The organism is Sorangium sp. So ce302, from assembly GCF_051530145.1.
GTDB lineage: Bacteria > Myxococcota_A > Polyangia > Polyangiales > Polyangiaceae > Sorangium > Sorangium cellulosum_B.
Genome location: NZ_CP150326.1, coordinates 2790930 through 2814022, shown reverse-complemented (window position 1 = coordinate 2814022; position 23093 = coordinate 2790930). Strand labels below are relative to the sequence as shown.

The window sequence follows — 23093 nt, the reverse complement described above, 5'->3', positions numbered from 1 at the left end:
GCAGCTCGGCCGCGCGGTCGATCAGCTCGGCGCGCCTCCGCCGCAGCGGGTCGAGCTCGTCGTTCGCCGCGTCGAGCGCGCGCCGGAGCGCGAGCGCGCGGTCCAGCCTCGCGCGGAGCTCGGCCGGGAGGCTCGAGCCCTTCAGGTACATCGAGAGCCGCTCGCTGTCGGCCTGTACGAGCGGGATCTCGCGCTGCGACAGCCGCGCCCGGGCAAAAGGCGCGTGAGCACACCCTCGCCCACGAAGGTCCCGCCGGAGAAGATCGACACGGATCCGGGCTGGAGACCGAGCGCGCTCCGGTTCTCGATCTGCGCTGCGCGGAAGGGGTGGGTCGCGCTCGCGGGCGCCGCGGGATCGGGGCGGAACAGGAGGACGTCCTCGCCCGCGACCGGGCGGTTGATGAGCGTGATCAGCGCCGACGACTTCTTCGGGAGCGTCACCGGGTTCGCGATCGGCAGGATCACGCGGTAGGTCGCCTTCCAGGCGGCGGTCGGCACCGCATACGCGATCGACACGGGCCTCCTCGCGGCCGGCGAGAAGACGAGCTCGATCGCGGTGGGATCCTCGGGCCCGCTCGCCTGTTCGGAGCGCGGCAAGCGCGCGCTCACGGTGGAGGGGGGCTCGTTCGGCCCAAGGTTTTGCTCGACGACCACCATGCTCTTCAGCACGTCGTCGACCTCGCGCCCCCGGAACCGGAGCGTGAGCCGCTCGCCCGACATGACGCCGGTGCGCTCGAAGTAACCGAGGCCGTTCTGGTAGAGGACGACGTACCGCAGGCGGAGATCGACCGACGGCCCTTTCGCCAGCGGTCCGGCGCACGCGCTGAGGGCTAGCGAGAGCGCCGCGAGGAACGCGTGCTTCATGGGGGCGAGCTTTCTGTGAAGAAGTAAATGGAGGCGCTGGTGCGCCGGCAGTGTACCCGAAGCAGATCGACGGCAAGCGGTCGAGCACGGCGGCGGCGCAGCAGCTCCCCGCTCGCCCGGCCGCAGCGAAGGCGCATACCGCCCGGCCTATCCGTGCCTCCGGACCCGCAACCGCTGGGCCGCGGCCCCCGCTCACCGGATTCGCGACAGATTTGTTGCTCCCAGGGGCGCTGCCCCTGCGTTACACCTTTCGTTGCCGGCGGACGGCGCGTGAGCATGCGACCCGCTCTCCGCGGAGCGGCACGAGCTCCCCTGGGTGAGGATCCAAAAGAGTACGTCTTCGTGAGCCGAGCGGGCGCGCGTCGCTCCGCGATTTGTTCGAGAGACCGTCGTCACGTGGACGCTCACAAAAGTCCACGATGGCGCCCGGATTCGCCTGGTGCATGCCGGTCCCTGCACGACGAAGAATGATTCTTCGCTCGAGAGCATGAGCGAAGGGTGGCCGAAGGTCGTCCGAGGATCGGCGCCATCTCCAAGGAACACAACTCCACAGAGGCAAAGAATTCAAATGGACAAGATCACCGTCACGGGATTGCCCTGGGCCCCGCCGTTCGCGCAGGGGCTCGTTCGCGACCTGCGCGTGCGCTGGGCGCTGGAGGAGGCCGGGCTTCCCTACGAGGTCAGGCTGATCGATGGCGGGGAGCGGAGCTCGCACGCATACCGTCAGAAGCACCCCTTCGGAATGGTGCCGGCCTTCGAGGCGGATGGTCGGGGGGTGTTTGAATCGGGCGCCGTCGTGCATCACATCGCTGCGGACTCCGAGGCTCTGATGCCCCCCGAGCGGCACGACCGCGCCAGCACGGTCGCCTGGATGTTCGCCGCGCTCAACACGGTTGAGCCGCCGATCCAGAACCTCTTCGCGATGGACCTGCAGCACAGCGAGGAACAGTGGGCGAAGCTGCGACGTCCCGCGGCTCTGGACGAGGTGAAAGCTCGGCTGGGCGCGCTCTCCGCTTGGCTCGACGGGCGCGACTACCTGGTCGATCGCTTCACCGCGGCGGACATCCTGATGACGACCGTGCTGAGGTTCCTTCGCCACACAGACCTGGTGACCGAGTTTCCCGTGCTCGACGCCTACGTCAAGCGCTGTGAGGCGCGGCCAGCCTTCCAAAAGGCCTTGCGCGACCAAATGGCGGACTACGCTCGAAACGCTCCAGTCGCAGCCTGAGGCTGTGTTGACCATTGGGCCCGGGTTAAGCCCACGCTTTCCGAGGGGCTGCGATCCGTCGTCACGCCCTCCCACGATCCGAGCCCTGCCGCCGCGCGGGCACTCACGGACTGATCGCCGTCCCGACTGTCCCGTTCCCGACTGTCCCGGTCGTCGCCTTGACGCCAGGGTGTTGCCGCACGAGCTTCCAGTGGCAATAGCACAGGTACGGCGGATTGATGCGACACTCGAACCTGTCGACGCAGTACTGAGAGAGCCCCCAGCAGTCTGACGACAGCGTTCCACCCTCGCACGTGCAGGTTCCGTCGTCGCTGCACCACCAGCCGAGCGAACCAGCGCCGCCTCCGTTGTTCACGAGCGCCTCTGTCACGGCGGTCGTCTCATCCGGAGTGGTCGTTTCGTCGGGGGCTACGACGCAGCCGGCCAGGAGGCCGGAGGGGAGAGACAGGATGGCGAGCGCGGCGCGAATGGTGTTCTTCATCTGAGCAGCTCCTTGTGAAGGTTCGCTGTTCCCTCAGAGCAAGGCCGGTGCCCGCGCATCACCCCCCGCATCTTCGGGCCATTCCCGGTGGGCCGGGGCCGCCGGACGCCTGCCTGTGGCGCTGCCTCCTTCGTCGCGATGGGGACTGGTAACCGGCCCCGACGGGCTGGTCACGATGGCGTTGATCGGCCGGTTACCCTGCGCCGCCGTCCGGGTCAAGGCGCTGCGCGCACGCCGCGAGCAGCGCGATCTGCACGAGAGAGGGCGATCCGGCCTTCGCATGGTGTTTCGGTGCCTCGCGGGAACGACACGACAGCCCTCGGAGGTGCGCGTGGGCATGTTGAGCGAAACCTCGCTCACTTGCGCGCGTCGTTGAGCGAAGCCTCGCTCACTTTCGCGCATGGTTGCGCATCGCGGGCGCTCTGCCGGTCCCGGGCTGCGGTCGCGAGCTCGGGCCCCGCGGCATGCGCGTTGTTTGAAGGACCGCGAGCTTCGGGGGTCAGCACGAGCGTGCCCGCCTCGTGCCGCACGCAAGATCGCGGGAGAGCCAGTTTTACTGTCGCTTGACAAAGGCGAGAGCAGGGCGCGGCGCCTCAGAAGGCGGCGTCACGGTGCTTCGCCTTGTACTCCGCCTTGTACAGATCATGGCAGGCCTTGCAGCTCGCCTTGGCGCCGTCGATATCGCCCTTCTTGGCCTTCTCCGCGCCGTCCTTCGATATCGCGACCCACTTCGGCATCCCGGGCGGCGGCTTCGACGCCACATAGTCCAGCGCCGACGCGATCTTCGCGCCGTCGCCGCTCGTGGTCGCCGACTGCATCACCGACTTCATCCAGCCCTGCATCGGACAGGCCTTCTGTCCCTTTGCGCCGCAGCCGAAATCCTTCCCCTCGGCGACCGATGCGGGGACGTCCGCCGTCCCGCCCGCGGCCCATGCTGCGCTCGCAAAGCCGCCGGCAAAGCCCATGCTGACGCTCATGATCATGGCCCCCATCAGCTTCCTGCTTATCGACATCTGGCGTCTCCTGGTCCGGTGAAAGGCAAGCTCAACCCCCCATCGCAGCTCGAAATGTGATCGTTCACATTCGCGACGTCAATCCAAATCGACCGATGACGGGGCGAGGTCTTGGCCAGAGCGCGGCCAGAGCGCGCGCTCGAGTGGCCGCGCACAAGAGGCGATACCCAGGGTGCCGGCCGCCTGCGGCATCGAGCGCCAGCCGTCCGTGTGCAGGCCGGCATCGAGCGCATCGGGCCGGCGATCACCGCGGTCCGGCGCCCGCCCCCCCCCCACGACGCGGCGCGCCGGAAGAGCCCGCCAGCGCTGTCCTCCCTTCTGGATCGAGGATCCCGCTCGGGCCGGTCGATTGGGTTTGACACGAGAAATGTGATCGTTCACATTTCGAAAGCGTCTACTTGTGCTTTGCCCTGGGGGGGTCGTCCTGCGTGCCTTTGCGCGGGCTGCCCGCTCATCGGATGGCGCCTCCGTCGAGTCAGCACCAGGGGTGCGGAGCGCCGGCAATTTCGCTCGCGAGAGGATTCAACGTGCGCTTAAACACAACGTTCTACCGAGCAAGAAGAATGACCCTGTCGGCGATGGCGCTGGGCCTCGTCGCCGCGATTCCGTCCCCCGCTCGGGCGGACAACCCGATCGTGCAGACCTTCTACACGGCCGACCCCGCTCCCATGGTGCACGAAGGCACGTTGTACCTCTACACGTCCCACGACGAGGACGTCACGGTGAACAACTTCTACACCATGAACGACTGGAGGTTGTACTCCACCACGGACATGGTCAACTGGACGGACCACGGCTCGCCCGCGGGCTACAAGACCTTCCGCTGGGGGACCGACAATGCGTGGGCGCCGCAGGGTATCGCCAGGAACGGCAAGTACTATCTGTACGTGCCGCTGAACAACAACACCGGCGCGAGGATCGGCGTTGGCGTATCGGACAATGTTGCAGGCCCGTTCATGGACCCGCTGGGAAAGGAGCTGGCCGTGGCGCCCGGAGGCGGCAACATCGACCCGACGGTGTTCGTCGACGACGATGGACAGGCCCACATGTACTGGGGGAATGCCAAGCTCCGGCACGTGAAGCTGAACTCGGACATGATCAGCACCTCGGGAAGCATCACCGAGGTGCCGTTGAGTGGCTTCACCGAGGGGCCGTGGATCTACAAGCGAGGGTCGCTGTACTACCTCGTCTACGCCGCCATCGCCGGGACCGAGAAGATCAGCTACGCGACCAGCAACAGCCCGACCGGGCCCTGGACCGTCCGCGGCGACATCATGGGCGCTGGCCGAACCTTCACCAACCACGCCGGCATCGTCGACTACAAGGGGCACTCGTACTTCTTCTATCACAACAGCGCATTGCCGGGCGGCAGTGACTTCAAGCGCTCGGTCTGCGTGGAGGAGTTCACCTACGGCGCCGACGGCAGCATTCCGAGGATCATGATGTCCACGAACGGACCGTCCGCCGTCGACACGCTGAATCCGTTCAAGCAAGTCGAGGCCGAGACCATCGCCTTCTCGTCCGGGCTCAAGACCGAGGTGTGCACCGACACCGGCGCCGGCATGAACGTCACGTCCATCAGCAACGGCGACTACATCAAGGTGAAGGACGTCGATTTCCTGGACGGCGTGACCTCCTTCGAGGCGCGGGTATCGTCCACAGCCAGCGACGCAAAGATCGAGCTCCGCCTCGACAGTCAGAACGGCACGCTGCTCGGGACGTGTGACGTCTCGGGCGCGTCGTCCTGGACCACCAAGACCTGTGCGGTCAGCGGGGGCAGCGGGAAACACGACCTGTTCCTCAAGTTCGTCGGTGGCGGCGGCGACCTCTTCAAGTTCAACTGGTGGCGGTTCACCGGACCCACCATGCCGGGTGACGGGGGCGACGGCGGCGGAGGCGGTGCCGGCGGCTCGGACCAGGGAGCGGGCGGCAGCGGTGGCAGCGACGGCGCCGGGGGCGCGCCCTCGGGCACCGGCGGCAGCGCCGACGCCGGGGGCACGACCTCGGGCAGCGGCGGCTCGGTCACCGGAGCCACCGGCGGAACGACCGGCTCCGCCGGCTCGGGCAGCAGCGGCAGCGCCGGACCCTCCGGTGGGAACGACGCGACCGGCGACGACGCAGACGGCTCGTGCGCTTGCCGGACGGGCGCGAGCACCGGGGGCGGCGGACTCGCCGCCGCTCTCTGGCTGGCCGCTTCTGCGCTCGTTCTTGGGCGTCGGCGCCGGTAGTCGTTCGGCAGGTGGAACCAGGAGCCCGCGCAGCTCGGGCACCCGCTCGCGATCGGAACCATCGTTCCGATCGCGTTCCCTATCCCTTGACCGTGACGAGCGGCCAGAGTCGCGCCACGCGCCGCGCGATCCCTGCCTCCTCGACGGAGCGCACCACCGGCGTGATGGGCTTGTAGGCATACGGCGCCTCCTCCTTCATCCGCTGGTGGTACTTCGCGAGGATGTCGCGCCGCCGCCGCACGTGGGGCGCGTCGGGGTCGAGCGGCGTCACGACGTGCAGCTTCTCGACCGCGCGCCGGTAGACGTCCTCGTCCGCATGCGCGGAGCGGCCGCGCGTGAGGCAGCGGCCCGCGCCGTGGCACGCGCTCGAGAGCAGCGCCGCGTGCCCTGCGCCCGCGAGCACCCAGCTCGAGTCGCCCATCGAGCCGGGGATGATCACCGGGTCACCGGTGTACGAGAACGCTCCGCCCTCGCCATCGGGTCCCCCGGCGGGCGTCGCGCCCTTGCGGTGCAGGTAGCGCGGCTCGGCCCCATCGGGCTCCCAGATGAGGTTGTGCGGCGCGTCGTACACGAGCGTGCTCGCGACGTGACGGCCAAGGACCTCCCGCATCGCGCGCACCACCATGAGGCCCAGGAAGAGGCGGTTCGCGAACGCGAAGTTCGCGGCGTTCCGCATCGCGTCGAGGTAGACGGAGGCCTCGTGGGCGTGGGGGCCCACCGCCGGTAGCACATAGAAGCCGTGCGCCGGATGGGGCATCCCCGCGGGGTACAGCGCGCGGGCCCGCTCGTTGAAATAGCCGCCGACCGCGTGTCCGAGCCCGACGGAGCCCGCGTGGGCCATGATCGTGACGGCGTTCTTCGAGAGCCCGAACGAGCGCGCCGTCGCGCCGTCGACCAGCTCGTCGACGGCCTGTATCTCGACGAAATGGTTGCCGCCGCCGACCGTGCCGATCTGGATGTCACGCCCGTCCGCCCGGCCCGACGCCTGGATGTACGCGTCGAACGCGAACGTCCCACGCGCGGGGAGCCCGCCGTGGAAGTGCACACGATCGAGATCCGCGCGCTGGGCGCGAGGATCGTAGTGGACCCACAGGCCGGTGCGGGCGTTGTCCGCCGCCGTCTCGTGCAGCCCGGACAGGCCATCACGGAGCATCGCCGCGCGCTGGCGCGGCGACATGGGGATATCGCGCTGGCCCTGGAAGAAGATCGCGCGGAGCCGCTGCTTCAGGGCGCCGATGTGCGGCGCGAGCTCGTCCCGGTCCACGTCCGTCGCGAGCAGGCGCATGCCGCAACAGACGTCGTTGCCGACGGCCTGCGGCACCACGAACCCGCGGGCATCCACGACGGTGCCCACGGGGATGCCCGCGCCCTTGTGAAAGTCGGGCGTGAGCACGATGGAGCGGATCTCGCCGGCTGTGCCGCCCCAGAACGGGGCAATCCTGCCGGCCTTCTCCCAGGTCTGAAGATCGCGGAGCGTGCCTTCAAGCGAGGCGAACCGGAGGAGCTCCTCGATGCCGTCGGCCTCGACGACGACATCCTCCCTGGCCACGAGGGTGATCGGAATACCGAACGGATTGTCGATGCGGGCCGTCGCGCCATCCAGGCGACGCACCACCGCATCGAGATGCAATTTGCCAACCATGCTGCTGTCCAATCCACGAAGACGCACACGGCCGACGCGATCACGCGACGGGGCCGCGGCTCACTCTCCCCCGATTTGGACCCGGCGCGCGAACGAGGGGATCGCACACCGCAGCAGCGGGGCTGACTATAAACGAGGAACGCCGGTCGTCAAGCGGCTCGGCTGATCCGACCTGCCAGCGGGACGCGCAACGCCCAGGAACGGATGCGCTCGTGACGCTGGTCGCCGGTCTCTCCCCCCTCGCAAGGACGGCAGACTTCAGCCCACGCGATCGACGTCGCGGCCTGAGCGGCACTTCGGCGATTCGCCCACGACGATCCGCCTCGCCATAGCGCGCATTCTCGTTCGATGGCTACCCCGCTACCCTCGTTGTTATCGGCCCAATCGAAACCGTCGTCACCGGAGCAGCTCAAGCCCTGGCGTCTCGGAGAGAAATCCGCGGCAGGTGTGCTAGCCAGTGTCCCGGCGTCCTTGCCAGATCGATCGGTCAACCGAACGCGCCGCGCTCCTTCTTGAGCCAGGTAAGCAGCGCGCTCTGTTGCGCCCGCAGCGCGGCTTCGCGCTCGAAGAGAGCCTTCTCTTTCGTCAAGACGAGCGTCTGGGGGCTTCCGCGGCGAAGCGTCGTGTGGGTGACGGGCAGGCCGTGAGCATCGATCACACCGTGGATGTGCCGCCTCCGTTCCTTGGCAAGAGGCCACGCGAGCTGGACCTGGGCTCGATCGACCAGAAACGCCGCGAGCACCTTGCACAGCGCACAGGAGCACCCGGGCGGGGGCTCGATCGACCAGTCGTCCGCGCTGCGCGCGTTCGCCGCGACGGCTCGTTCGAGCAAGGCCTCGACGCGGCGGACCAGCGCCTGCAGCCCGAGGGCCTGCACCGCGGTGGGCTTGCGCCCTTCCCGGCACCTCTTCAACAGCGCGCCGGCGGTCATGAGCGGCAGCGCCGACTCGGGCGCCGTGAGGGAGGCGATGAGGTCGTCGCGGATGGAGGGCGCCCGGATCGCGGCGGCGGTCTCCAGCAACGAGAGCAGATCGTCGAGGAGTCGATCGGTGCTGGCCTCCCTGACGGCTTCCGGCAACAGGAGCGCGCCCTTGCAGCCTTTTACGAGCGAGGCCACCTCGCGCGCGAGGACCCACGCGGCGAGCGCCTTGCCGTGCTCTCCGCCGGCCCGGAGCGCCTCGCCGAGGCGGGGGAGGAACGAGAGCCAGGGCGGGGTATTGTAGCGCGCGCGCTCGGCCCACGCGGAGAAGACCTGTTTCGACCACGAGAAGCCGTAGCGTTCGACGAGGGCCACGAAGGCGGGCACCACGCCGGGACTCAACCGATGCGGGCCCGAGGGCGAGACGAGCCCGAGGGCCAGATCGGCGTCGCCGAGCGCCGCCGATACCTCGATCAGCCGCTTGAAAAACGCCTCGCTCAGCTCGTCCGACGCAGCCGGATGCCAGGAGGACAGGAGCCTCTTCGCCTTGTCGCGGGCCTCGTCCGCCCTGCCCGCCTCGACGTGGGAGGCGAGCTCGTCAACGGCCCATGACGGCGCGAGCTTCGCGCGCACCTCGAAGGCCAGATCCCGCGGCCACATCACGACGGCGGCCCGATGATACCATCGGTCCACGGTGTTCCCGTAGTTGCCCATGTACCCCTCGTGCTCGGACTTGAACGGCGCCATCTCGCTCGAGGCCCTCGTGAAGCAGACATCGTCGCCCGCCCGCATGGTCGCGATCCCCGGCGCGCTCCGCCCATCCGGGCCGACCCAGTGGCGAAGCACGACATCTGTATCGAGGAGATCGATGAGGTCGTGCTCGTCCGCGTCGCGGGCCCCCTCGGGATCGTCGTCGTGACCGCGATCGCCGCGCCAGCGATCACCGTAGTCATCCCAGGCGCCCTCGCACGACCAGCTCTCGTGCACGTCGGCGAGCGCGAGGTACACCTCGCAATCGAGGCGCTCGGCGACCTCTTGCAGCGCCGAGGCGCGCAGCCGATCCGCATTCTTGAGCTGGCCCCATCCGAGGCTCTTCCGCGTGTACTCGTGGTCCAGGAGGTAGATCAAGCGGTCCGGCCGCCGTGGGGGAGACTGCGCGTACGGCAGCGAGATCGGCGTCGAAAGGTAGGCTTTGATGCCCGCCTCGATGGGCTCGATCGCGGCGCGGCAGAGCGGCGCGCGAGCCTCCGCTGCCCCGCGGTAGAGGAGGTGGTACGTGAGGGAGATCCGGTAGCCTGCGTCGACCGGGCCCGTACACGAGCATCTTGTCGAGCTCGGCGTGGAGCTCACCGCCCTCGGGCAGCCCGAGGCGCTGACGGACGAGCGCCAGCTTCGGAGCGAGGGTGCGCCGCCACCGCTGCGTGTCGATCTTGAGCTGGCGCCGGCCGATCTCCCAGCTGTCGCGCACGCTCGTATCGAGCAAGGTCTTGTCGCGCCGGCCGAACGGGGCCGGACGGGCGACGGAGCACAGCTTTCGCGCGGTGGCGGCGGAAATCGGGAAGCGGATGGGGCCGACCCCCTCGACCTCGATGTGCAGATCCTCGCCGCTGCACCCGAGCTCCGTTGCGAACGTGCCTTCCGGCTCGACGGCGGCGAGCGCCGTGGCGATCTCCTTCAACAGACCAGCTTGCAAGTGGGCGTCTCCTGCCAAGGACGCATACCACGGCCCCAGACGCTTCGGATATCCAAATGGACCGTTCACCAGCGCAATGGGGCTCTGCACCAGAAAAACGGAGCGAGCGGGCCGCGCGGATTCGCTGAATGACATCAAAAAGCGATCTTTCTTTCGCCGGCATGAGAATTTGCAGTACCCGAAGACAATGCGTTCGAAGCAACGAGACGGCGCTCGTCATCGCGTATCGCTCCGCGGGCGTCCTCGTCCTGTCCGCGTTCCGGACGCGCTGGCCCCCTCGAGGACGTCGAGAGAGGGCGCAGCGGCGGGGCCTCTCGCGAGGTCACCGTCGAGAGCCGGAGCGCGTCGCGAGCCGATTCATTGGCCGATTGGACCAACTCCCTGGCCGGCGCGACCAAGCAGCCCATCGGGCCGATCGCTACATCTGCCTCATGTCCAGCCGCGGAGGCGCGCGTCGCGCCTCGCCGGACGCGTGGAGGCTCAAAGCCATGATCGGTCGAATGGAACTCTCGCGAAATTCAAGGAGGGGCTCAATGGCCCTCGCGCTCGCCACCACCCTCGCGGTCGCAGGGGGCTGCCCCATGTCGGATGATGATGGCGCCGGCGGCAGCTCGACGAGCGCAGGGCACGGCGGCTCGTCGGCCCCCGGCGAGGGCGGCTCGTCGAGCTCCGGTGAAGGCGGCTCGTCGGCCCCCGGCGAGGGCGGCTCGTCGAGCTCCGGTGAAGGCGGCTCGTCGAGCTCCGGTGAAGGCGGCTCGGTCCGCTGCCCGGTCGCGACGCACAACGGGATCATCTCGATCCAGGATGTATCGATTCAAGGCGCTCCGCAGGCGGGCCACGGCCTCACGGTGCAAGTCCTGTTCACCCCCTCCAGGCCTCCCGCTTACGAGCAGATGCCCGGGGAGATCGAGGGGTGCAGGGCGTGGGTCTACGACACGCAGGACAATCCGCCGCCTGCGCTGACGGATCAGGGGGTGATCACGATTGCCGGCCTCGAAGGCGGGCCCCTCGCGTGCCGCTTTGCTGGCTCGGGTTATGCGTGCCCGACGTCGACGGGGGCAGGACAGGCGAGCGTCGCTCCAGGGCAGACGGGGACCGCGGCCTACACGATCGAGGGCGCGACCTTCTCCGCAGCGGATGTCGGCCGTTACCTGCGCGTCACCGGCGCGGCGAACGCGAAGAACCAGGGCGCGTTCCCCATCGTCGCCGTGGAGTCGAGCACGACGGCGATCGTGGTCAACCAGGGCGCGGCGGAGGAAGCCTTCGCGGCCGAGTACACCGTGCTCGCCGGGGCGGGGCCCGTTCCGAACAACCCCGTCGACCCGATCGAGGGCGGCGACGAGGTCGTCGTGGGCATCTCGCCCGGCGGCGAGATGGCCTTCGACTTCCCCGACAGCGCGCCGATCGTGGCCGGCGAGGCGTTCACGCCCGACACGGCGTCGGCGGCCGCCCTCGTCGCGGTGCCGCTCGACGGCAGCCCATTGACGCTCGGCTGCGGCGGCCCGGGGGGCAGCTGCGGGCCGGCGCAGGCCACGGTCGTGCGCCTCACCAGCACGGACGGCGACGTCGAGGGCGCGTCGCCCTTCGCGATGCCCCCGCCCGCGCGCAAGCAGGTCGAGATTCAATGCGTCGCGCTGGGAGGTGATGGCACGCTGACCATCCCGGCGGAGGCGATGAAGCTGCTCCAGGAGGCCCACCAGGTCTCCCCGATCTCGCGCATCCGGACGGCGCTGATGCGCGAAGGATGGTCGGGCCCCGCGAACGCCGCCTCCCTGCCTCCGAACATCACGACCCTCCTCGTCGGCCACGGGCTCCTCGGCTTCACCAGCCCCTGACGCCCGCGGTGCCTGCGCCCTGATCGGCGCGTCAGAGCGCGCTCGCCCCGCCGCGCGCTCGCGCCGCGGCGAACACCGGCGAGCGACCACCGGTGCGGATCCTGCATGATCCCGGGCGCATGCACCGCCCGCTGCCCACCGTGATGACGTCCGTGGCCAGGCTGGTCGTCGACCTCGGGCTCCGCGACGGCATCCGGCTGGGCGCGATGGAGCGCGCCGCGCGCCTGCCGTCGCTCGCCGCCGATCCCGACCGGCGCATCGAGATCGACCGGCTGCTCGATCTGTGGACCTATCTGGGTCAGACGCTGGACGACCCGTCGCTGCCGATCCGCGTCGCGCAGCGGGCGACGGTGGAGGACCTGCATGTTCTCGGCTTCGCCATCATGAGCGCGCCCTCCATCCGCCATGCGTTCGACACCGCGGCGCGGTACAGCGCGCTCCTGACCGACTCGGGCCGATGGGAGGCGATCGAGAGCGGGAAGCGCGCCGAGGTGCGGTGGCATCGCCTGCGGCCGCTCACGCTCGGGCACCGCCTCTCCAACGAGACAGCGCTGGCGCAGAACCTCGGCTGTCTGCGACAGATGGCGGGCGACGACCTCACGCCGCTGGAGGTGAGCTTCCGCCACGCGGCGCCGCCGCGCCGGACTGCGCACGTGGAGTTCTTCCGCTGCCCCGTGCGGTTCGACGCGCCCTGGGACGGGATGGTGTTCCGCCGCGAGGTCCTCGACATGGTGCCTGCGGGCGCGAACCAGAGGTTATGGGAGTACCTGTGTCGCAGCGTGAGCGCCCTCTGCGAGCAGCTCGCGCCGCCGTCGAGCGCGGACGGCGTGCGGCACCAGCTCGCCCGCGCGCTCGCGAGCGCCGAGGGCGGGATCCCGACGCTGGACGACGTGGCTCGCTCCCTCGGCACGACGGAGCGGACGCTGCGCCGGCGCCTGCAGATCGAGCGGACGAGCTTCCGGAAGCTGGTCGAGGAGGTGCGCCGCGACCGCGCGGCCGACCTCTTGGCGAGGAGCAGCGTGACCGAGACGGCGCTCCGGCTCGGCTTCTCGGACACGACGGCGTTCAGCCACGCGTTCCGGCGCTGGTTCGGCTGCCCTCCGCGCGAGCTCCGGGGCGCGAGGGGGGCTGCGGCCGACCGCGGGACGTGAACGTCACCGGCGCCCAGCAGCGGCGCACCAGACTGATGCAACCTTCGACTTGTTCGTCGCGTCGTTCGAGCTCACCGGTCCCGTGATCTCATCGCAGTCAGGAAGAGCTCGACCGGCACCGGCACGACCGAGATCCACGTAGTTAGTGCACAGCCCTCGGTCCGCCGATCGCCACGCGCGTGGCGCCCTGGCACCTCGTGGTCTCGCGGACGCCGCCCGCCGCCCCGCTCCCGCACGGTCCACGGCGCCCCCCCACAGGCGCCCCCCGGCACCGCGGAAAGGCTGCGACCGCCGCCTGCGTTAGACGGATCTATCCTACGACGCTGGACAGCACTCGGACTTGCGGTGCAGCGCCGCTGGTGAGATCCTCCGTGCGAGAGGTCAACAAAGGCGCTCGAATAGACAGACCTGGTCCGCCGACTTCGGTTGACCAGTTGACTACTCGTTGGCCAGGCCACCATCATGCGCATCCCTACCAATCTTCGGAATAAAGTCTTTGAGCGAGACGGCAACGTCTGTGTCGTGTGCGGCCGTCGGTTTCCGCTTGAGATCGCGCATATCATTCCTCATCATATGGGCGGCCAGGACGCAGCCTCGAATCTTGTTAGCGTGTGTGCGAACTGCAATCGGGCGCTTGACGGCAGGGTGCGGTACCTTGATTTCGAGGAGACTCTACGGGGGCTTCTGTCGACACATCCCGAGTACCGCAATGTGAAGGGTCATACCGTCGTACCCGCTGACGACGGCACACTGCGAGAAGTCGACATTTCCGGTGAACGTCGTGCTGGCGGCGCGTGGCAGCCGATTCGGATTGAATGCAAGTTGGGTGGACTCACCACGCCCAGATTAGAAGAGGTCAAGGGCAAGATGCTCGCCCTCAGAGGGGGTGGTGCCGTGACCGTCCTTGCCCTCGCAAGCGACCTGCCGGCGGAACACCTTAGGCGCCTCACCGACTCGGGCATTGAGGTCTGGACCTTGTCGGACATTGCAACGCGCTTCGGCAGCTTTCTTCCACCGGACCGGAAGTCTGTTGCGGCTACCTTGATTCGCGAACACGCTGCCGCTCAGGCTCGAGCGTCGCCAGAGCAGTTGATCTTGCAGGAGCTGAAGTCGTGCGCTCGCGGCAAACCGGCATGGTCGCTGTACCAGCAGCTCGTCGGCCGCCTGTTGACTCATCTTTTTTGTCCCCCGCTTCAGATGCCCGCAGCGGAGAGCGCTGACGCGACCAAGGAGAACCGGAGAGACTACGTCTTTCCGAACTATGCGGATGCCGGCTTTTGGTGCTTTCTGCGTCAGCAATACGCTGCCGATTTCGTCGTCGTGGATGCGAAGAACTACACGACCGGTGTAAAAAAGCGCGACGTCCTGCAGGTAGCACACTATCTGAAAGCGCACGGCGCCGGATTATTTTCATTGATTGTATCCCGATGCGCGCCCGCCCAGAACGCGCGGGGCGCAGCTCGCGAAGCCTGGATCTCGCAGCGCAAGCTAGTCTTGTTTCTTGACGACAATGACGTCGAAACCATGGTTCTAGCGAAGGTAGCTGGTCGTGAGGCTGAGCTATTAGTGCGCCAGAAGCTCGAAGACTTTCGCCTATCATTGTAGACTGGCTAACAAATGGAGTATTCGCGGCGGCGGAGCGGCGCTCCGACCGGTGTTAAAACGCTGGTTGAACAAACCCGCCCGGACGGCAGCAGCAGGTGACCGGGGATTTCACGCCGGCGGAGGCACGGCGGCCCCCTTGCGAGGGCGGTGTGTGGAGGGTCGAGCGAGGATCTGCGGGGGGTTCATGGCCGCGGACAGGCGGTGTCGGCGGGGTTGAGAGGCGGCGATTGTGATGTTTTTCGGGTCATGCGCGCACGTGTGCTTAAGAACGCGCGGGGCGTCCTTGCCGTGGGATGCCAGCGGGAAGGTCATGGCTCCACCGCTCCTGCCGCGAGCGCCGGGGCTACGATGGCGCACGCGCAGGGGGGTGCACCAGGGAATCGCCGGCGAGTGCGTTGGCCAGCGCGATGCACTCCGCCGGAGACAGGCGGCGCACGAGGCCCAGGGACCCCTCCCCGCAATGCGGACACGAGAGGCGCGGCCGTGTCCGCGGCCCCGGCGTGGGCGAATCGGACCGTTGCCGCGGCGTCAGCAAGAGTTGGAGCAGCTGGAGCGTGTCGCGGTGCGCCGGATGGAGCAGGCCGAAGGCGCGGACGCGATGCAGTCCCTTGGGTGGTACGTGCTGGAGGAAGCGGCGGAGGAACTCGTGGGCCGGAAGGGTCATGGTTTTGCGCCGATGATCCCGGCTGTCCCGGTAGCGGAAGCGCACCGTGCGGTCGTCGAAACCGACGAGACCCTGATCGGAGATCGCCGTCCTGTGCACGTAGCGGCCGAGGTACTCGAGGACCTTCTCTGCGCCTTGCACAACCGGCTTGGCGAAAACGACCCAGGACTTGCTCCATGTGATCTGGGGAACGGCGACCGTGGACAGGGCGCGCCCTGCGCGGTGAAGAAAGCGCCCTCGAAGGAGCTTGGAGAGCGCACGCACCGGGACGAGGTAGTGCGTGCGCCGCGGCGGTGCAGCGCGCCAGGTGTGGCCGTCGGGCGTGAGGCCGCCGCCCGGCACGAGCAGGTGGACGTGGGGATGCCATTCGAGGGTGCGCGTCCAGGTGTGCAGCCCCGCGAGCGCGCCGATCCGCCCGCCGAGGAAGTGCGGATCGGCGCACAGGCGCGCCAGCGACTCGAACGCCGCCTGAAAGAGCACCGGCACAAGCGCCGTCTGATGCGAGCGCACGAGCTGCCGCAACTCGGCGGGGAGCGTGAACACGACGTGAAAGTACGGGACCGGCAGGAGAAGCTCGCGCTGCTGGACAAGCCAGCGCGTCGTCGTGTCGTGTCCGCAGTGAGGGCACGCGCGATGCCGGCACGAGTGATAAATAACGCGCTCGCGCCCGCACTGCGGGCACGCCGCGACATGGCCGCCCATGGTCGGCATGCGGCAGTGCAGAATGGACTTTACGGCTCGCACATGACTTGGTACAATGGATGCGCCATGGCGCTCCGTGTACGCTGGACCGTGCCGCCGCACCACCTCGGCGAGCCGGAGCATAGCTCGGGGCCCGCGCTACAAATCGACTATCAGCCGGTCAAGCGTCTCTTGCAAGCGCTCGGCGCCGGGCTGCGTGACATACATGTAGAGCTCTGTCGTGCGGAGCGACTTGTGACCGAGCACTTGCTGGATGGTGCGCAGCGAGACGCCGGCCTCAAGCAGATGCGTCGCGTAGCTGTGGCGCATCGTATGGATCGTAGCGTCCTTCTCGATGCGGGCGTCCGCCCTTGCCGCCGTGAACGTCTTCTGCAGCGTCGTCTCGTGCAAGGGAACGACGCCCTCCTGCGGGACAAACAGGTACGGTGCCGAGGATCGGGGCCGCTCCGTTTTCCAGTTCTGGCGCAGACGCGTGAGCAGTGGGCACGGCAGCGGCACGCCGCGATCCTTGGCGCCCTTGCCATCGCACACCCAGACGACGAGTTTTTGGCCGTCGATGTGTCCGGTCTCGAGCGAAAGGCCCTCTCCGAGCCGCAGGCCGAGGGTGTAGATCGTCGTCAGGGCCATGCGCCGTACGAGATGCCGCACGGCGTGGAGCACCGCGTGCGCCTCGCCTTGGCTCAGAACGACCGGCAACATGCGCGGCTTGTTGACCCGGAGCAAATCGAACACCTTCCAGTCGCGCTGCATGGTGTGGATGAAGAAGAAGCGGCGCGCATGCACGGCGATGTTGATGCTCGATGGTGCGAGCTTCCTCTCCTCTCGGAGATAGAGGAAGTACGCGCGTACGTCCTCGTCCGTGATCGCCTCTGTGTCCCGCGCTACCCGATCGATGAACTGCCGCACCGCGAGCGGGTACCCCTCCTGCGTCCGCGGTCGAAGGTCGCGCAGGCGCATGTCCGCACTCATCCGCTCCCGCCAGGTCGTACGCGTCACCATGGTCGTCTCCGTCGAACGCGCGGCGACACGGCGTCGCCGTGCGAGGACAAGAGTACCAGGTACCGATACGAGTTGGCGACAGGCCAGCTATGCCACGAGAGACATGGTGAGCGCGCGCGGCGACCAACGCTCCTATCGGCGTGCGCCGCAGTCTGGAACTACCGCGCTTGCGCGGTTTCGCTCAACAAGCGGCTGGTGCTGACGGCGCGCCGAACATCGATACGCTCGGCACGGCGCACCGCAGCACACCCGCAACCCTTTGGGTAGGCTCGACTCGACCGTCGGAACTAGACTCTCGTTTATCGGTGACGCATGGCGCGAACCAAAGTCATTATCAGCTATTCTCACGAAGATGAGCGCTGGCGAAAGCTTGTCGTCGCCCAGCTCGGAGTGCTTGAGCAAGCCGGGTTACTCGATCTCTGGGACGACCAAAAGGTACCGCCTGGCGAGAACCGCTTCGTGCGCTTGGATCGAGAGATGCTGTCCGCTCGTGTCGCGCTACTGTTGGTATCCGCCGACTTCCTGAAATCGGCATTTATCGTTGATCACGAGGTCCCCCGGCTATTTGAGAAGCACGAGCGCGACGGGATGACGATTTATCCACTCTTGATTCGCGCATGCTCTTGGGAAAACGTCGCATGGCTCGCACGCATGCAACTGCGACCCAAGGACGCGAAGCCTATCTCGTTGTCTCGCCGCGCGAAAATTGACCAAATTCTTGCGGAAGTTGCATCTGAGATTGCCGAGTTGGCGCGCAATACATCCAACGGAGCGACTGCAGACCACTCCGGGCCCCTGGTCGCTGCCCAAAGACAATTTGTCGTGGGGCAAGCGCTCCCAGCCGTTGCTCCGGTTACTGTTGCTACATCTGCTACGCCCAAGGTTCCGGGACGTGTCGGCATCGTGTATTGCGGCCGGTGCGGAATGGTCCCTGGGCGGTCAACGGCATGCGCCAATGCCGGAAGCCACAGCTTCCTGAAGCCTTCGCCAGATAGATTCGTATACTGCGGGTCTTGTGGCGTGAAGCCAGGCGATGCTCCAACAAGGTGCCTTCGTGGGTACGGCCACTCATTTCTCCAAAAGGAAGCAGGCGGCGTCATTCATTGTGGGGCGTGCGGCGTGGTGCCGGGCGACGCTCCAACAAATTGCCTTCGTGGGCGCAGCCACTCATTTCTCCACAAGGAAGCAGGCGGCGTCATTCATTGTGGAGCGTGCGGCGTGGTACCGGGCGACGCTCCAACAAATTGCCTTCGTGGGCACAGCCACTCATTTCTCCAGAAGGAAGCAGGCGGCGTCATTCATTGTGGAGCGTGCGGCGTGGTACCGGGCGACGCTCCAACAAATTGCCTTCGTGGGCACAGCCACTCATTTCTCCAGAAGAAGATGGGCGGTCTCATCCATTGTGGCGCGTGCGGCGCGGCGCCGGGCAATGTTCCGACGGAGTGCCTCCATAGGCGTAGTCACTCATTCGTCAATGCCTAGTCGATGTCGAGCTGTCCAACTAGGCCCGGAAGGCTGCCAGATAGAAGGATGGATGGAAGGCCGTCAAGAGGCGCATAAGAGATGGAGGATATGGAGGATACGGCTTCGCACGGCGTCGCAGCCCAACTTTGGCTTGCAGCTGGAGAACAAGGGCTCTGCGCACAGCGTCCTTCGTCCGCTGTGCTTGCTTCCGTTGTTCGCAGCTGAAGCCAGCGTTGGACGGACAGACCGAGCCGGTCGGCAGTGCCCGATCCGAAGGGGCGAAGACTGTTAGGTGCGTGTGCGACAGAAGTAGTGACCATGGAGGTGCGGCATGACGTGCAACGGGAGGCGCAAGAACGGGAACCACTGTGGGGGGACGGTCTACGTCTGCAAGAAGTGCAGGGCAGGTGGCTGCTCGATGCCGGGTTGCAGTAGTCAAGTTCAAGCGAGCGGCACGTGTATGCGTTGCCGCGGGGGACAGTTTGCTCTCGTGGCCACGAAGTGACTCGATTGGGCAGGGCGTCAGCCTCAGTAAGTGACCAAATCTTTTTGAGAGGCATATGGCAGACCTTCGCGATATTTTGATGAGCCGTTACCGCGAGCTGCTCCAGAAGGAGCACCCCGAAGTGCCTGACTGGCCTATCGCTAGCGGGTGCGATGTCGTTCAAGCTCGATACGGAAATTCCCTCTTCGTTCACCTCAAGGACACAATGGTCGGAGGGATCAGCCTGTCAAGCGGCATGTTGACGCTCTCGAGGAGCGTCGTTGGTGTAGATCGCGTCGACCGAACCAACCGGCGCGCGGTGCTAGATCGGTTGGAGACGCACTTTCGACCGGGACCGAGGGACATGCTCCTCCTGTTCGAGGATGTCATCCAGCCTGATGGTCGGCTCGCAATTCCGAACCAGTTGCTCGATGAGCAGCTTCGGGAGGCGATGATCCGGCACGAACTGGTGTTGGGCATGCGCCCGATGAAGATTTTTCTCAGCCATAAGAGTGCCGACAAGGCCAAGGTTAGCACTTATTACGAGACGCTCAAGATTCTCGGGTTCGACCCGTGGCTCGATAAGGAGGATATGCCTGCCGGCACGAACCTGCATCGCGGAATCCTCAAAGGGTTCCAAGACTCGTGCGCAGCCATCTTCTTTATCACCCCCAACTTCAAGGACGAGGCTTTCCTGGCAACTGAAGTCGACTACGCCGTCTCGCAGAAGACCAAGAAAGGGAACCAGTTCGCAATTATTACGCTCGTCTTCAAGGACGGCGATCACGAGGGAACCGTCCCGGCGCTTCTCCGGGAGCAATACATCTTCGTGCGCCCGAAAGATGATCTCGATGGGCTTCGTGAGGTGCTCCGCGCGCTTCCACTCAAGGTCGGCCCTGTCCGCTGGAGCGTTTGAGCGGTGGCCGCCTCCGTTTGAGCGGTGGCCACCTCGAGGACTGCTCTAGGTTGAATCCCGTCGTGACGCGGGATTAGGCCGCCCAACCCGTCGCTGGTGCTGACGTCGCGCCGAGCCTCGCTTCGCTCGACATGGCGCACCGCAGCACAGCGCCAGGTCGTTGGGCGGAGAGGAAGATGGAGAGGGAGAGATTCACAGGGAGGCGGGGAGGCGGGGAGGCGAGAGCCGGGATCAGTCGTTCGGACCAGCAGTCTCAGCGCCGGCTGCTTCGGGTTGCGGCGATGCGGGGCGGCTGGTGGTGCCGGAGTGGTTGTCCTCGATGCGAAACCGGGCGAGCCGGACAGCCTCCGCGCCGCGGCGTATCAGGCGGCGGATCCCGCGGCGGAGCACCGGCGTGTTGAAGTTGACGAGCAGTCCGACATCCAGGTCCGTCAGCTTCAGGTACGTGAGCACCTGAGCTTCATGGACTGGCAGCAGGTGATCGACGGCCTTGAGTTCCAGCACGAGCTTCTCCTCGACGACAACGTCGAGTCGAACACCGCAGTCGAGCATGACGCCCTTGTAGCTCACCGACAGCGGCCATTGTCTCGCGAAGCTCAAACCGGTGAGCGACAGTTCATGGCACAATCATTGTTCGTAGGCGGACTCCAGAAGCCCGGGACCGAGGAGGCAATACACCTCGATGTACGCTCCGAGGACTCGCTCGGACAGATCCCACAATCTCCCTATCGCCAACTCTGTGTTCATACCCGTACATCGACGCAGGATCAGCCCCAGTTGGGCCGAATTGACGTCCCCGGCCCCCGCCCTACAAACGAGCAACCCGGAGGCAGCCGGCCCCGGGCGAGTTCGAACGATGGTCCCCATCTCTCGCCTCCCCCCTTGTCTGTACTCTCTCGCCTCCCCGCCTCCCCGCCTCCCCGCCTCCCTGTGAAAATTCTCCGGGTTTCAACGCAAGGCGCTCAAAAGCTATGACCACGTCGCCCATCGGCGAGCTCGGGGTAGCCCGACAGGCCGCGGCGACCGGCGGCGCTTCGGGCAGCGACAGACCTACAGGTCGTTGGGTCGACTAACAACGGGCGATCGATGAAAGCTCTCGAGCCTCTGCGGTTTCTCTTCGAACTCGCGAACTCGTATCGAGTACCGGCAGGGATCGTCGCCGCCATCAACATTGCCCTCGCGATTGGCGCGTACTCGGTGCTTCCGAAGCGTGCCGCCGGCTCCACCGCCCGTGTCGGCGCTTTCGTCCTGGCTGGTCTACTTGGCGGGCCAGCGGCTGTTGCGGAGACTCTCATCGCGATCGAGCTCCTTGATTTCCAGCACGAAGCCGCCGGCTTGGCCCTCGCCTTCCTTCCGGTCTTGCTGGTACCGACGACGGTAGCCGTCCTCGTTTGGCTTTTCGGCGACTCCCTCGCCGGTGGCAGCAGGCGCCCCGCCTTGACCCTGCTGGGCGCGATCCTCGGGGCCACAACCTTGGCACCCCTGTTGGCCGTCGCGCTCGAGCACCCGCCGCCGCTTCTGCGCGAGCTTTCGCGATTGCTTTCGGAGGACGTCGTACCCTTCGTGTGGTACGCGTTTCTCGCGCTTCCAGTGGCCGCTGGCGCGGCTTGTGGGTCCACCGTTCTACGTCGCGCGTCTCGCTAAAGGCACGACCTCTCGGCCGTCGTGGGTCGTCAGGCGGTTCACGGCTCCCGATCGCGGCGGAGCTCCGCGAGCGCCGCGAGCAGTCCTCGCCTCGCCTTGGGGCTCAGCTTCGCGAGCGACGACGCGTGGACCAGCTCCTTTTGAAACCGGCTCACCGCCGCATCGCCCGCCGGCGTTCGCGCGATCCGCTTCACGCGCCGGTCCGCCTGGTCGACGGTGCGCACGACAAGGCCCTTGGCTTCGAGTCGGTCCACGAGGCCGGTGACGTTCGACGCATCGCACCCCATGCGCTCGGCAAACTGCCGCATCGAGGCGGGCTCCGAGAGGAGCGTCAACACCATCGCCTGGGGCGCGGTGAGGCCCGCCATGGCCGCCGCCTCTTCGTGCTCGCCACGCAGCGTCTCCACCAGCTGGTAGAGGGCCGTCGCAAACGCGGCGAGCTCGTTGGCCTCGACGGCATGGGTCTTGGATGAGCGTGGCATGAGGCCACGGTACTCGGAAACCCCGTCGAGCTCAAAGCTTGACAACCTCAAGCTTCTGCATATGCTTGATGTGCTCAACTTTTGAGGTGGGCCATGAAATCCGGTGGTGACGATAGCCGACTCATGCGACTCGGCCGGACCTCGCTCCAGATCCCTCGGCTCGGGGTAGGCACGATGAACTGGGGGGATCCGTCGCGGCTGAGCCGCCTGGATCTCGGGCAGGCGGCGTACGGCCCGATCGGAGGCATGGACGAGCAGCGAGCAGCTGTCCATGAGAGCATCGCGAGCGGCGCCGGCCTGTTTGACACTGCAGGGATGTACGGCCACGGCGCCTCGGAGCGCGCGGTCGGAGAGCTGACGCGAGACACCGGTGCCTTCATCGCTACCAAGTTCCCGTCGCGGCTCCGGTCCTCGGGCGCAGGCCACCTCGGCGCCGAGCTCGAAGGGAGCTTGATGCGCCTCGACCGCCGCTCCGTGGAGCTCTACCAGGTGCACTCCCCTTTCCCCTGGCTATCAATCCCTCGGGTCATGACCCGCATGGCCGACGCCGTACGGGCGCAGAAGATCGGCGCGGTCGGCGTGTGCAACTTCTCCGCGGCGCAGATGCGCCTCGCGCACCGCGCGCTCTCGGATCAGGGAATCCCGCTCGCTTCGAATCAGGTCGAGTACTCGCTCCTGCACCGGAAGCCGGAGACCGACGGCGTGCTGGAGGCCTGCAGGGAGCTCGGTATCACGCTTATCGCCTACATGCCATTGGCCATGGGCGCCCTGACGGGGAAGTACGCGGACGGGCGCCGGCCTGCTGGGTTCCGGCGCTTCATGAAGGTGTTTCGAGCGAAGCACGAGCCACGGGTGTCGCGCACCATCGGCCTGCTCCGGGAGATCGCCGAGGCGCGCGACAGGAGCCCTGGCCAGGTGGCTCTGCGCTGGTTGATCCAGAAGGACGTCGTCCCGATACCGGGAGCGAAGAGCAGCGCGCAGGCGAGGCACAACGCGGGTGCGCTCTCGTTCGCGCTGTCGAGCTCGGAAATCGAGGCCCTCGAGCGTGAGACGGCCGCGTGGCGGGAATAGGAGAGCGA

General features: G+C 67.0%; 19 protein-coding genes. 10 read left to right on the top strand and 9 right to left on the bottom strand.

Annotated elements, in window-relative coordinates; translation table 11 throughout:
* Positions 1–141: 141 nt before the first annotated feature.
* The gene (locus tag WME73_RS10945) at positions 142–864 is read right to left on the bottom strand and encodes a hypothetical protein (protein ID WP_437917545.1); all 723 of its coding nucleotides are present in this window, start codon (positions 862–864) and stop codon (positions 142–144) included.
* A gap of 568 nt (positions 865–1432) precedes the next feature.
* Between WME73_RS10945 and WME73_RS10940 the strand changes: the two genes are divergently transcribed.
* On the top strand, positions 1433–2092 hold the full coding sequence (locus WME73_RS10940) for a glutathione S-transferase family protein (RefSeq protein WP_437915628.1): 660 nt from the start codon (positions 1433–1435) through the stop codon (positions 2090–2092).
* A gap of 103 nt (positions 2093–2195) precedes the next feature.
* On the opposite strand, the gene WME73_RS10935 is transcribed toward WME73_RS10940, so the two are convergent.
* Positions 2196–2573 carry a hypothetical protein gene (locus tag WME73_RS10935; RefSeq protein ID WP_437915627.1) on the bottom strand — a complete coding sequence of 126 codons (378 nt, stop codon included), beginning with the start codon at positions 2571–2573 and terminating at the stop codon, positions 2196–2198.
* A gap of 593 nt (positions 2574–3166) precedes the next feature.
* On the bottom strand, positions 3167–3586 hold the full coding sequence (locus tag WME73_RS10930; RefSeq protein WP_437915626.1) for a hypothetical protein: 420 nt from the start codon (positions 3584–3586) through the stop codon (positions 3167–3169).
* Positions 3587–4149: 563 nt separating this feature from the next.
* Here WME73_RS10930 and WME73_RS10925 point away from each other — a divergent pair.
* On the top strand, positions 4150–5814 hold the full coding sequence (locus tag WME73_RS10925) for a glycoside hydrolase family 43 protein (RefSeq protein ID WP_437915625.1): 1665 nt from the start codon (positions 4150–4152) through the stop codon (positions 5812–5814).
* Positions 5815–5893: 79 nt separating this feature from the next.
* Here the strand turns inward: WME73_RS10925 and WME73_RS10920 are convergent, their stop codons facing one another.
* Both WME73_RS10920 and WME73_RS10915 read right to left on the bottom strand, forming a co-directional pair.
* Positions 5894–7456 carry an RtcB family protein gene (locus tag WME73_RS10920; RefSeq protein ID WP_437745404.1) on the bottom strand — a complete coding sequence of 521 codons (1563 nt, stop codon included), beginning with the start codon at positions 7454–7456 and terminating at the stop codon, positions 5894–5896.
* 487 nt (positions 7457–7943) lie between these two features.
* The gene (locus WME73_RS10915) at positions 7944–9725 is read right to left on the bottom strand and encodes a 2OG-Fe(II) oxygenase (RefSeq protein WP_437915624.1); all 1782 of its coding nucleotides are present in this window, start codon (positions 9723–9725) and stop codon (positions 7944–7946) included.
* On the opposite strand from WME73_RS10915, the gene WME73_RS10910 reads away from it, so the two are divergent.
* The 4 genes from WME73_RS10910 to WME73_RS10895 all read left to right on the top strand — a co-directional run bounded on the left by WME73_RS10910 (position 9715) and on the right by WME73_RS10895 (position 14659).
* Positions 9715–10200, top strand: coding sequence for a hypothetical protein (locus WME73_RS10910; protein WP_437915623.1), 486 nt, complete (start codon positions 9715–9717; stop codon positions 10198–10200). The genes WME73_RS10915 and WME73_RS10910 overlap by 11 nt on opposite strands.
* Positions 10201–10649: 449 nt before the next feature.
* On the top strand, positions 10650–11903 hold the full coding sequence (locus WME73_RS10905) for a hypothetical protein (protein ID WP_437915622.1): 1254 nt from the start codon (positions 10650–10652) through the stop codon (positions 11901–11903).
* 119 nt (positions 11904–12022) lie between these two features.
* Positions 12023–13054: an AraC family transcriptional regulator gene (locus WME73_RS10900; protein ID WP_437915621.1), complete on the top strand. Its 1032-nt coding sequence runs from the start codon at positions 12023–12025 to the stop codon at positions 13052–13054.
* A gap of 462 nt (positions 13055–13516) precedes the next feature.
* Complete coding sequence (locus WME73_RS10895; RefSeq protein WP_437915620.1) at positions 13517–14659, top strand: HNH endonuclease; 1143 nt, start codon at positions 13517–13519, stop codon at positions 14657–14659.
* A 343-nt stretch (positions 14660–15002) separates the two neighbouring features.
* On the opposite strand, the gene WME73_RS10890 is transcribed toward WME73_RS10895, so the two are convergent.
* Positions 15003–16148 carry an IS91 family transposase gene (locus WME73_RS10890; protein WP_437915619.1) on the bottom strand — a complete coding sequence of 382 codons (1146 nt, stop codon included), beginning with the start codon at positions 16146–16148 and terminating at the stop codon, positions 15003–15005.
* 15 nt (positions 16149–16163) lie between these two features.
* On the bottom strand, positions 16164–17024 hold the full coding sequence (locus WME73_RS10885; protein ID WP_437915618.1) for a tyrosine-type recombinase/integrase: 861 nt from the start codon (positions 17022–17024) through the stop codon (positions 16164–16166).
* A gap of 312 nt (positions 17025–17336) precedes the next feature.
* Here WME73_RS10885 and WME73_RS10880 point away from each other — a divergent pair, with 312 nt between their 5' ends.
* Positions 17337–18506 carry a toll/interleukin-1 receptor domain-containing protein gene (locus WME73_RS10880; protein ID WP_437915617.1) on the top strand — a complete coding sequence of 390 codons (1170 nt, stop codon included), beginning with the start codon at positions 17337–17339 and terminating at the stop codon, positions 18504–18506.
* Between the two features lie 830 nt (positions 18507–19336).
* Positions 19337–19888: a toll/interleukin-1 receptor domain-containing protein gene (locus tag WME73_RS10875; protein WP_437915616.1), complete on the top strand. Its 552-nt coding sequence runs from the start codon at positions 19337–19339 to the stop codon at positions 19886–19888.
* A gap of 231 nt (positions 19889–20119) precedes the next feature.
* Here WME73_RS10875 and WME73_RS10870 read toward each other — a convergent pair whose 3' ends face one another.
* The gene (locus tag WME73_RS10870) at positions 20120–20515 is read right to left on the bottom strand and encodes a GxxExxY protein (protein ID WP_437915615.1); all 396 of its coding nucleotides are present in this window, start codon (positions 20513–20515) and stop codon (positions 20120–20122) included.
* 459 nt (positions 20516–20974) lie between these two features.
* On the opposite strand from WME73_RS10870, the gene WME73_RS10865 reads away from it, so the two are divergent.
* Positions 20975–21532 carry a hypothetical protein gene (locus WME73_RS10865; protein WP_437915614.1) on the top strand — a complete coding sequence of 186 codons (558 nt, stop codon included), beginning with the start codon at positions 20975–20977 and terminating at the stop codon, positions 21530–21532.
* A 38-nt stretch (positions 21533–21570) separates the two neighbouring features.
* Here the strand turns inward: WME73_RS10865 and WME73_RS10860 are convergent, their stop codons facing one another.
* Positions 21571–22014, bottom strand: coding sequence for a MarR family winged helix-turn-helix transcriptional regulator (locus WME73_RS10860; RefSeq protein ID WP_437915613.1), 444 nt, complete (start codon positions 22012–22014; stop codon positions 21571–21573).
* A gap of 123 nt (positions 22015–22137) precedes the next feature.
* On the opposite strand from WME73_RS10860, the gene WME73_RS10855 reads away from it, so the two are divergent.
* Positions 22138–23085: an aldo/keto reductase gene (locus WME73_RS10855; protein WP_437915612.1), complete on the top strand. Its 948-nt coding sequence runs from the start codon at positions 22138–22140 to the stop codon at positions 23083–23085.
* Positions 23086–23093: the final 8 nt, after the last annotated feature.

Bases quoted from the DNA above. Each gene is read 5' to 3' on its own strand.
- WME73_RS10865 (WP_437915614.1), top strand. From the start codon at position 20,975: ATGAAAGCTCTCGAGCCTCTGCGGTTTCTCTTCGAACTCGCGAACTCG.
- WME73_RS10935 (WP_437915627.1), bottom strand. From the start codon at position 2,573: ATGAAGAACACCATTCGCGCCGCGCTCGCCATCCTGTCTCTCCCCTCC.
- WME73_RS10875 (WP_437915616.1), top strand. From the start codon at position 19,337: ATGCTCCTCCTGTTCGAGGATGTCATCCAGCCTGATGGTCGGCTCGCA.
- WME73_RS10940 (WP_437915628.1), top strand. From the start codon at position 1,433: ATGGACAAGATCACCGTCACGGGATTGCCCTGGGCCCCGCCGTTCGCG.
- WME73_RS10855 (WP_437915612.1), top strand. From the start codon at position 22,138: ATGCGACTCGGCCGGACCTCGCTCCAGATCCCTCGGCTCGGGGTAGGC.
- WME73_RS10860 (WP_437915613.1), bottom strand. From the start codon at position 22,014: ATGCCACGCTCATCCAAGACCCATGCCGTCGAGGCCAACGAGCTCGCC.
- WME73_RS10895 (WP_437915620.1), top strand. From the start codon at position 13,517: ATGCGCATCCCTACCAATCTTCGGAATAAAGTCTTTGAGCGAGACGGC.
- WME73_RS10885 (WP_437915618.1), bottom strand. From the start codon at position 17,024: ATGGTGACGCGTACGACCTGGCGGGAGCGGATGAGTGCGGACATGCGC.
- WME73_RS10905 (WP_437915622.1), top strand. From the start codon at position 10,650: ATGTCGGATGATGATGGCGCCGGCGGCAGCTCGACGAGCGCAGGGCAC.
- WME73_RS10925 (WP_437915625.1), top strand. From the start codon at position 4,150: ATGACCCTGTCGGCGATGGCGCTGGGCCTCGTCGCCGCGATTCCGTCC.
- WME73_RS10930 (WP_437915626.1), bottom strand. From the start codon at position 3,586: ATGTCGATAAGCAGGAAGCTGATGGGGGCCATGATCATGAGCGTCAGC.
- WME73_RS10890 (WP_437915619.1), bottom strand. From the start codon at position 16,148: ATGCTCCGGCTCGCCGAGGTGGTGCGGCGGCACGGTCCAGCGTACACG.
- WME73_RS10880 (WP_437915617.1), top strand. From the start codon at position 17,337: ATGGCGCGAACCAAAGTCATTATCAGCTATTCTCACGAAGATGAGCGC.
- WME73_RS10920 (WP_437745404.1), bottom strand. From the start codon at position 7,456: ATGGTTGGCAAATTGCATCTCGATGCGGTGGTGCGTCGCCTGGATGGC.
- WME73_RS10945 (WP_437917545.1), bottom strand. From the start codon at position 864: ATGAAGCACGCGTTCCTCGCGGCGCTCTCGCTAGCCCTCAGCGCGTGC.
- WME73_RS10900 (WP_437915621.1), top strand. From the start codon at position 12,023: ATGCACCGCCCGCTGCCCACCGTGATGACGTCCGTGGCCAGGCTGGTC.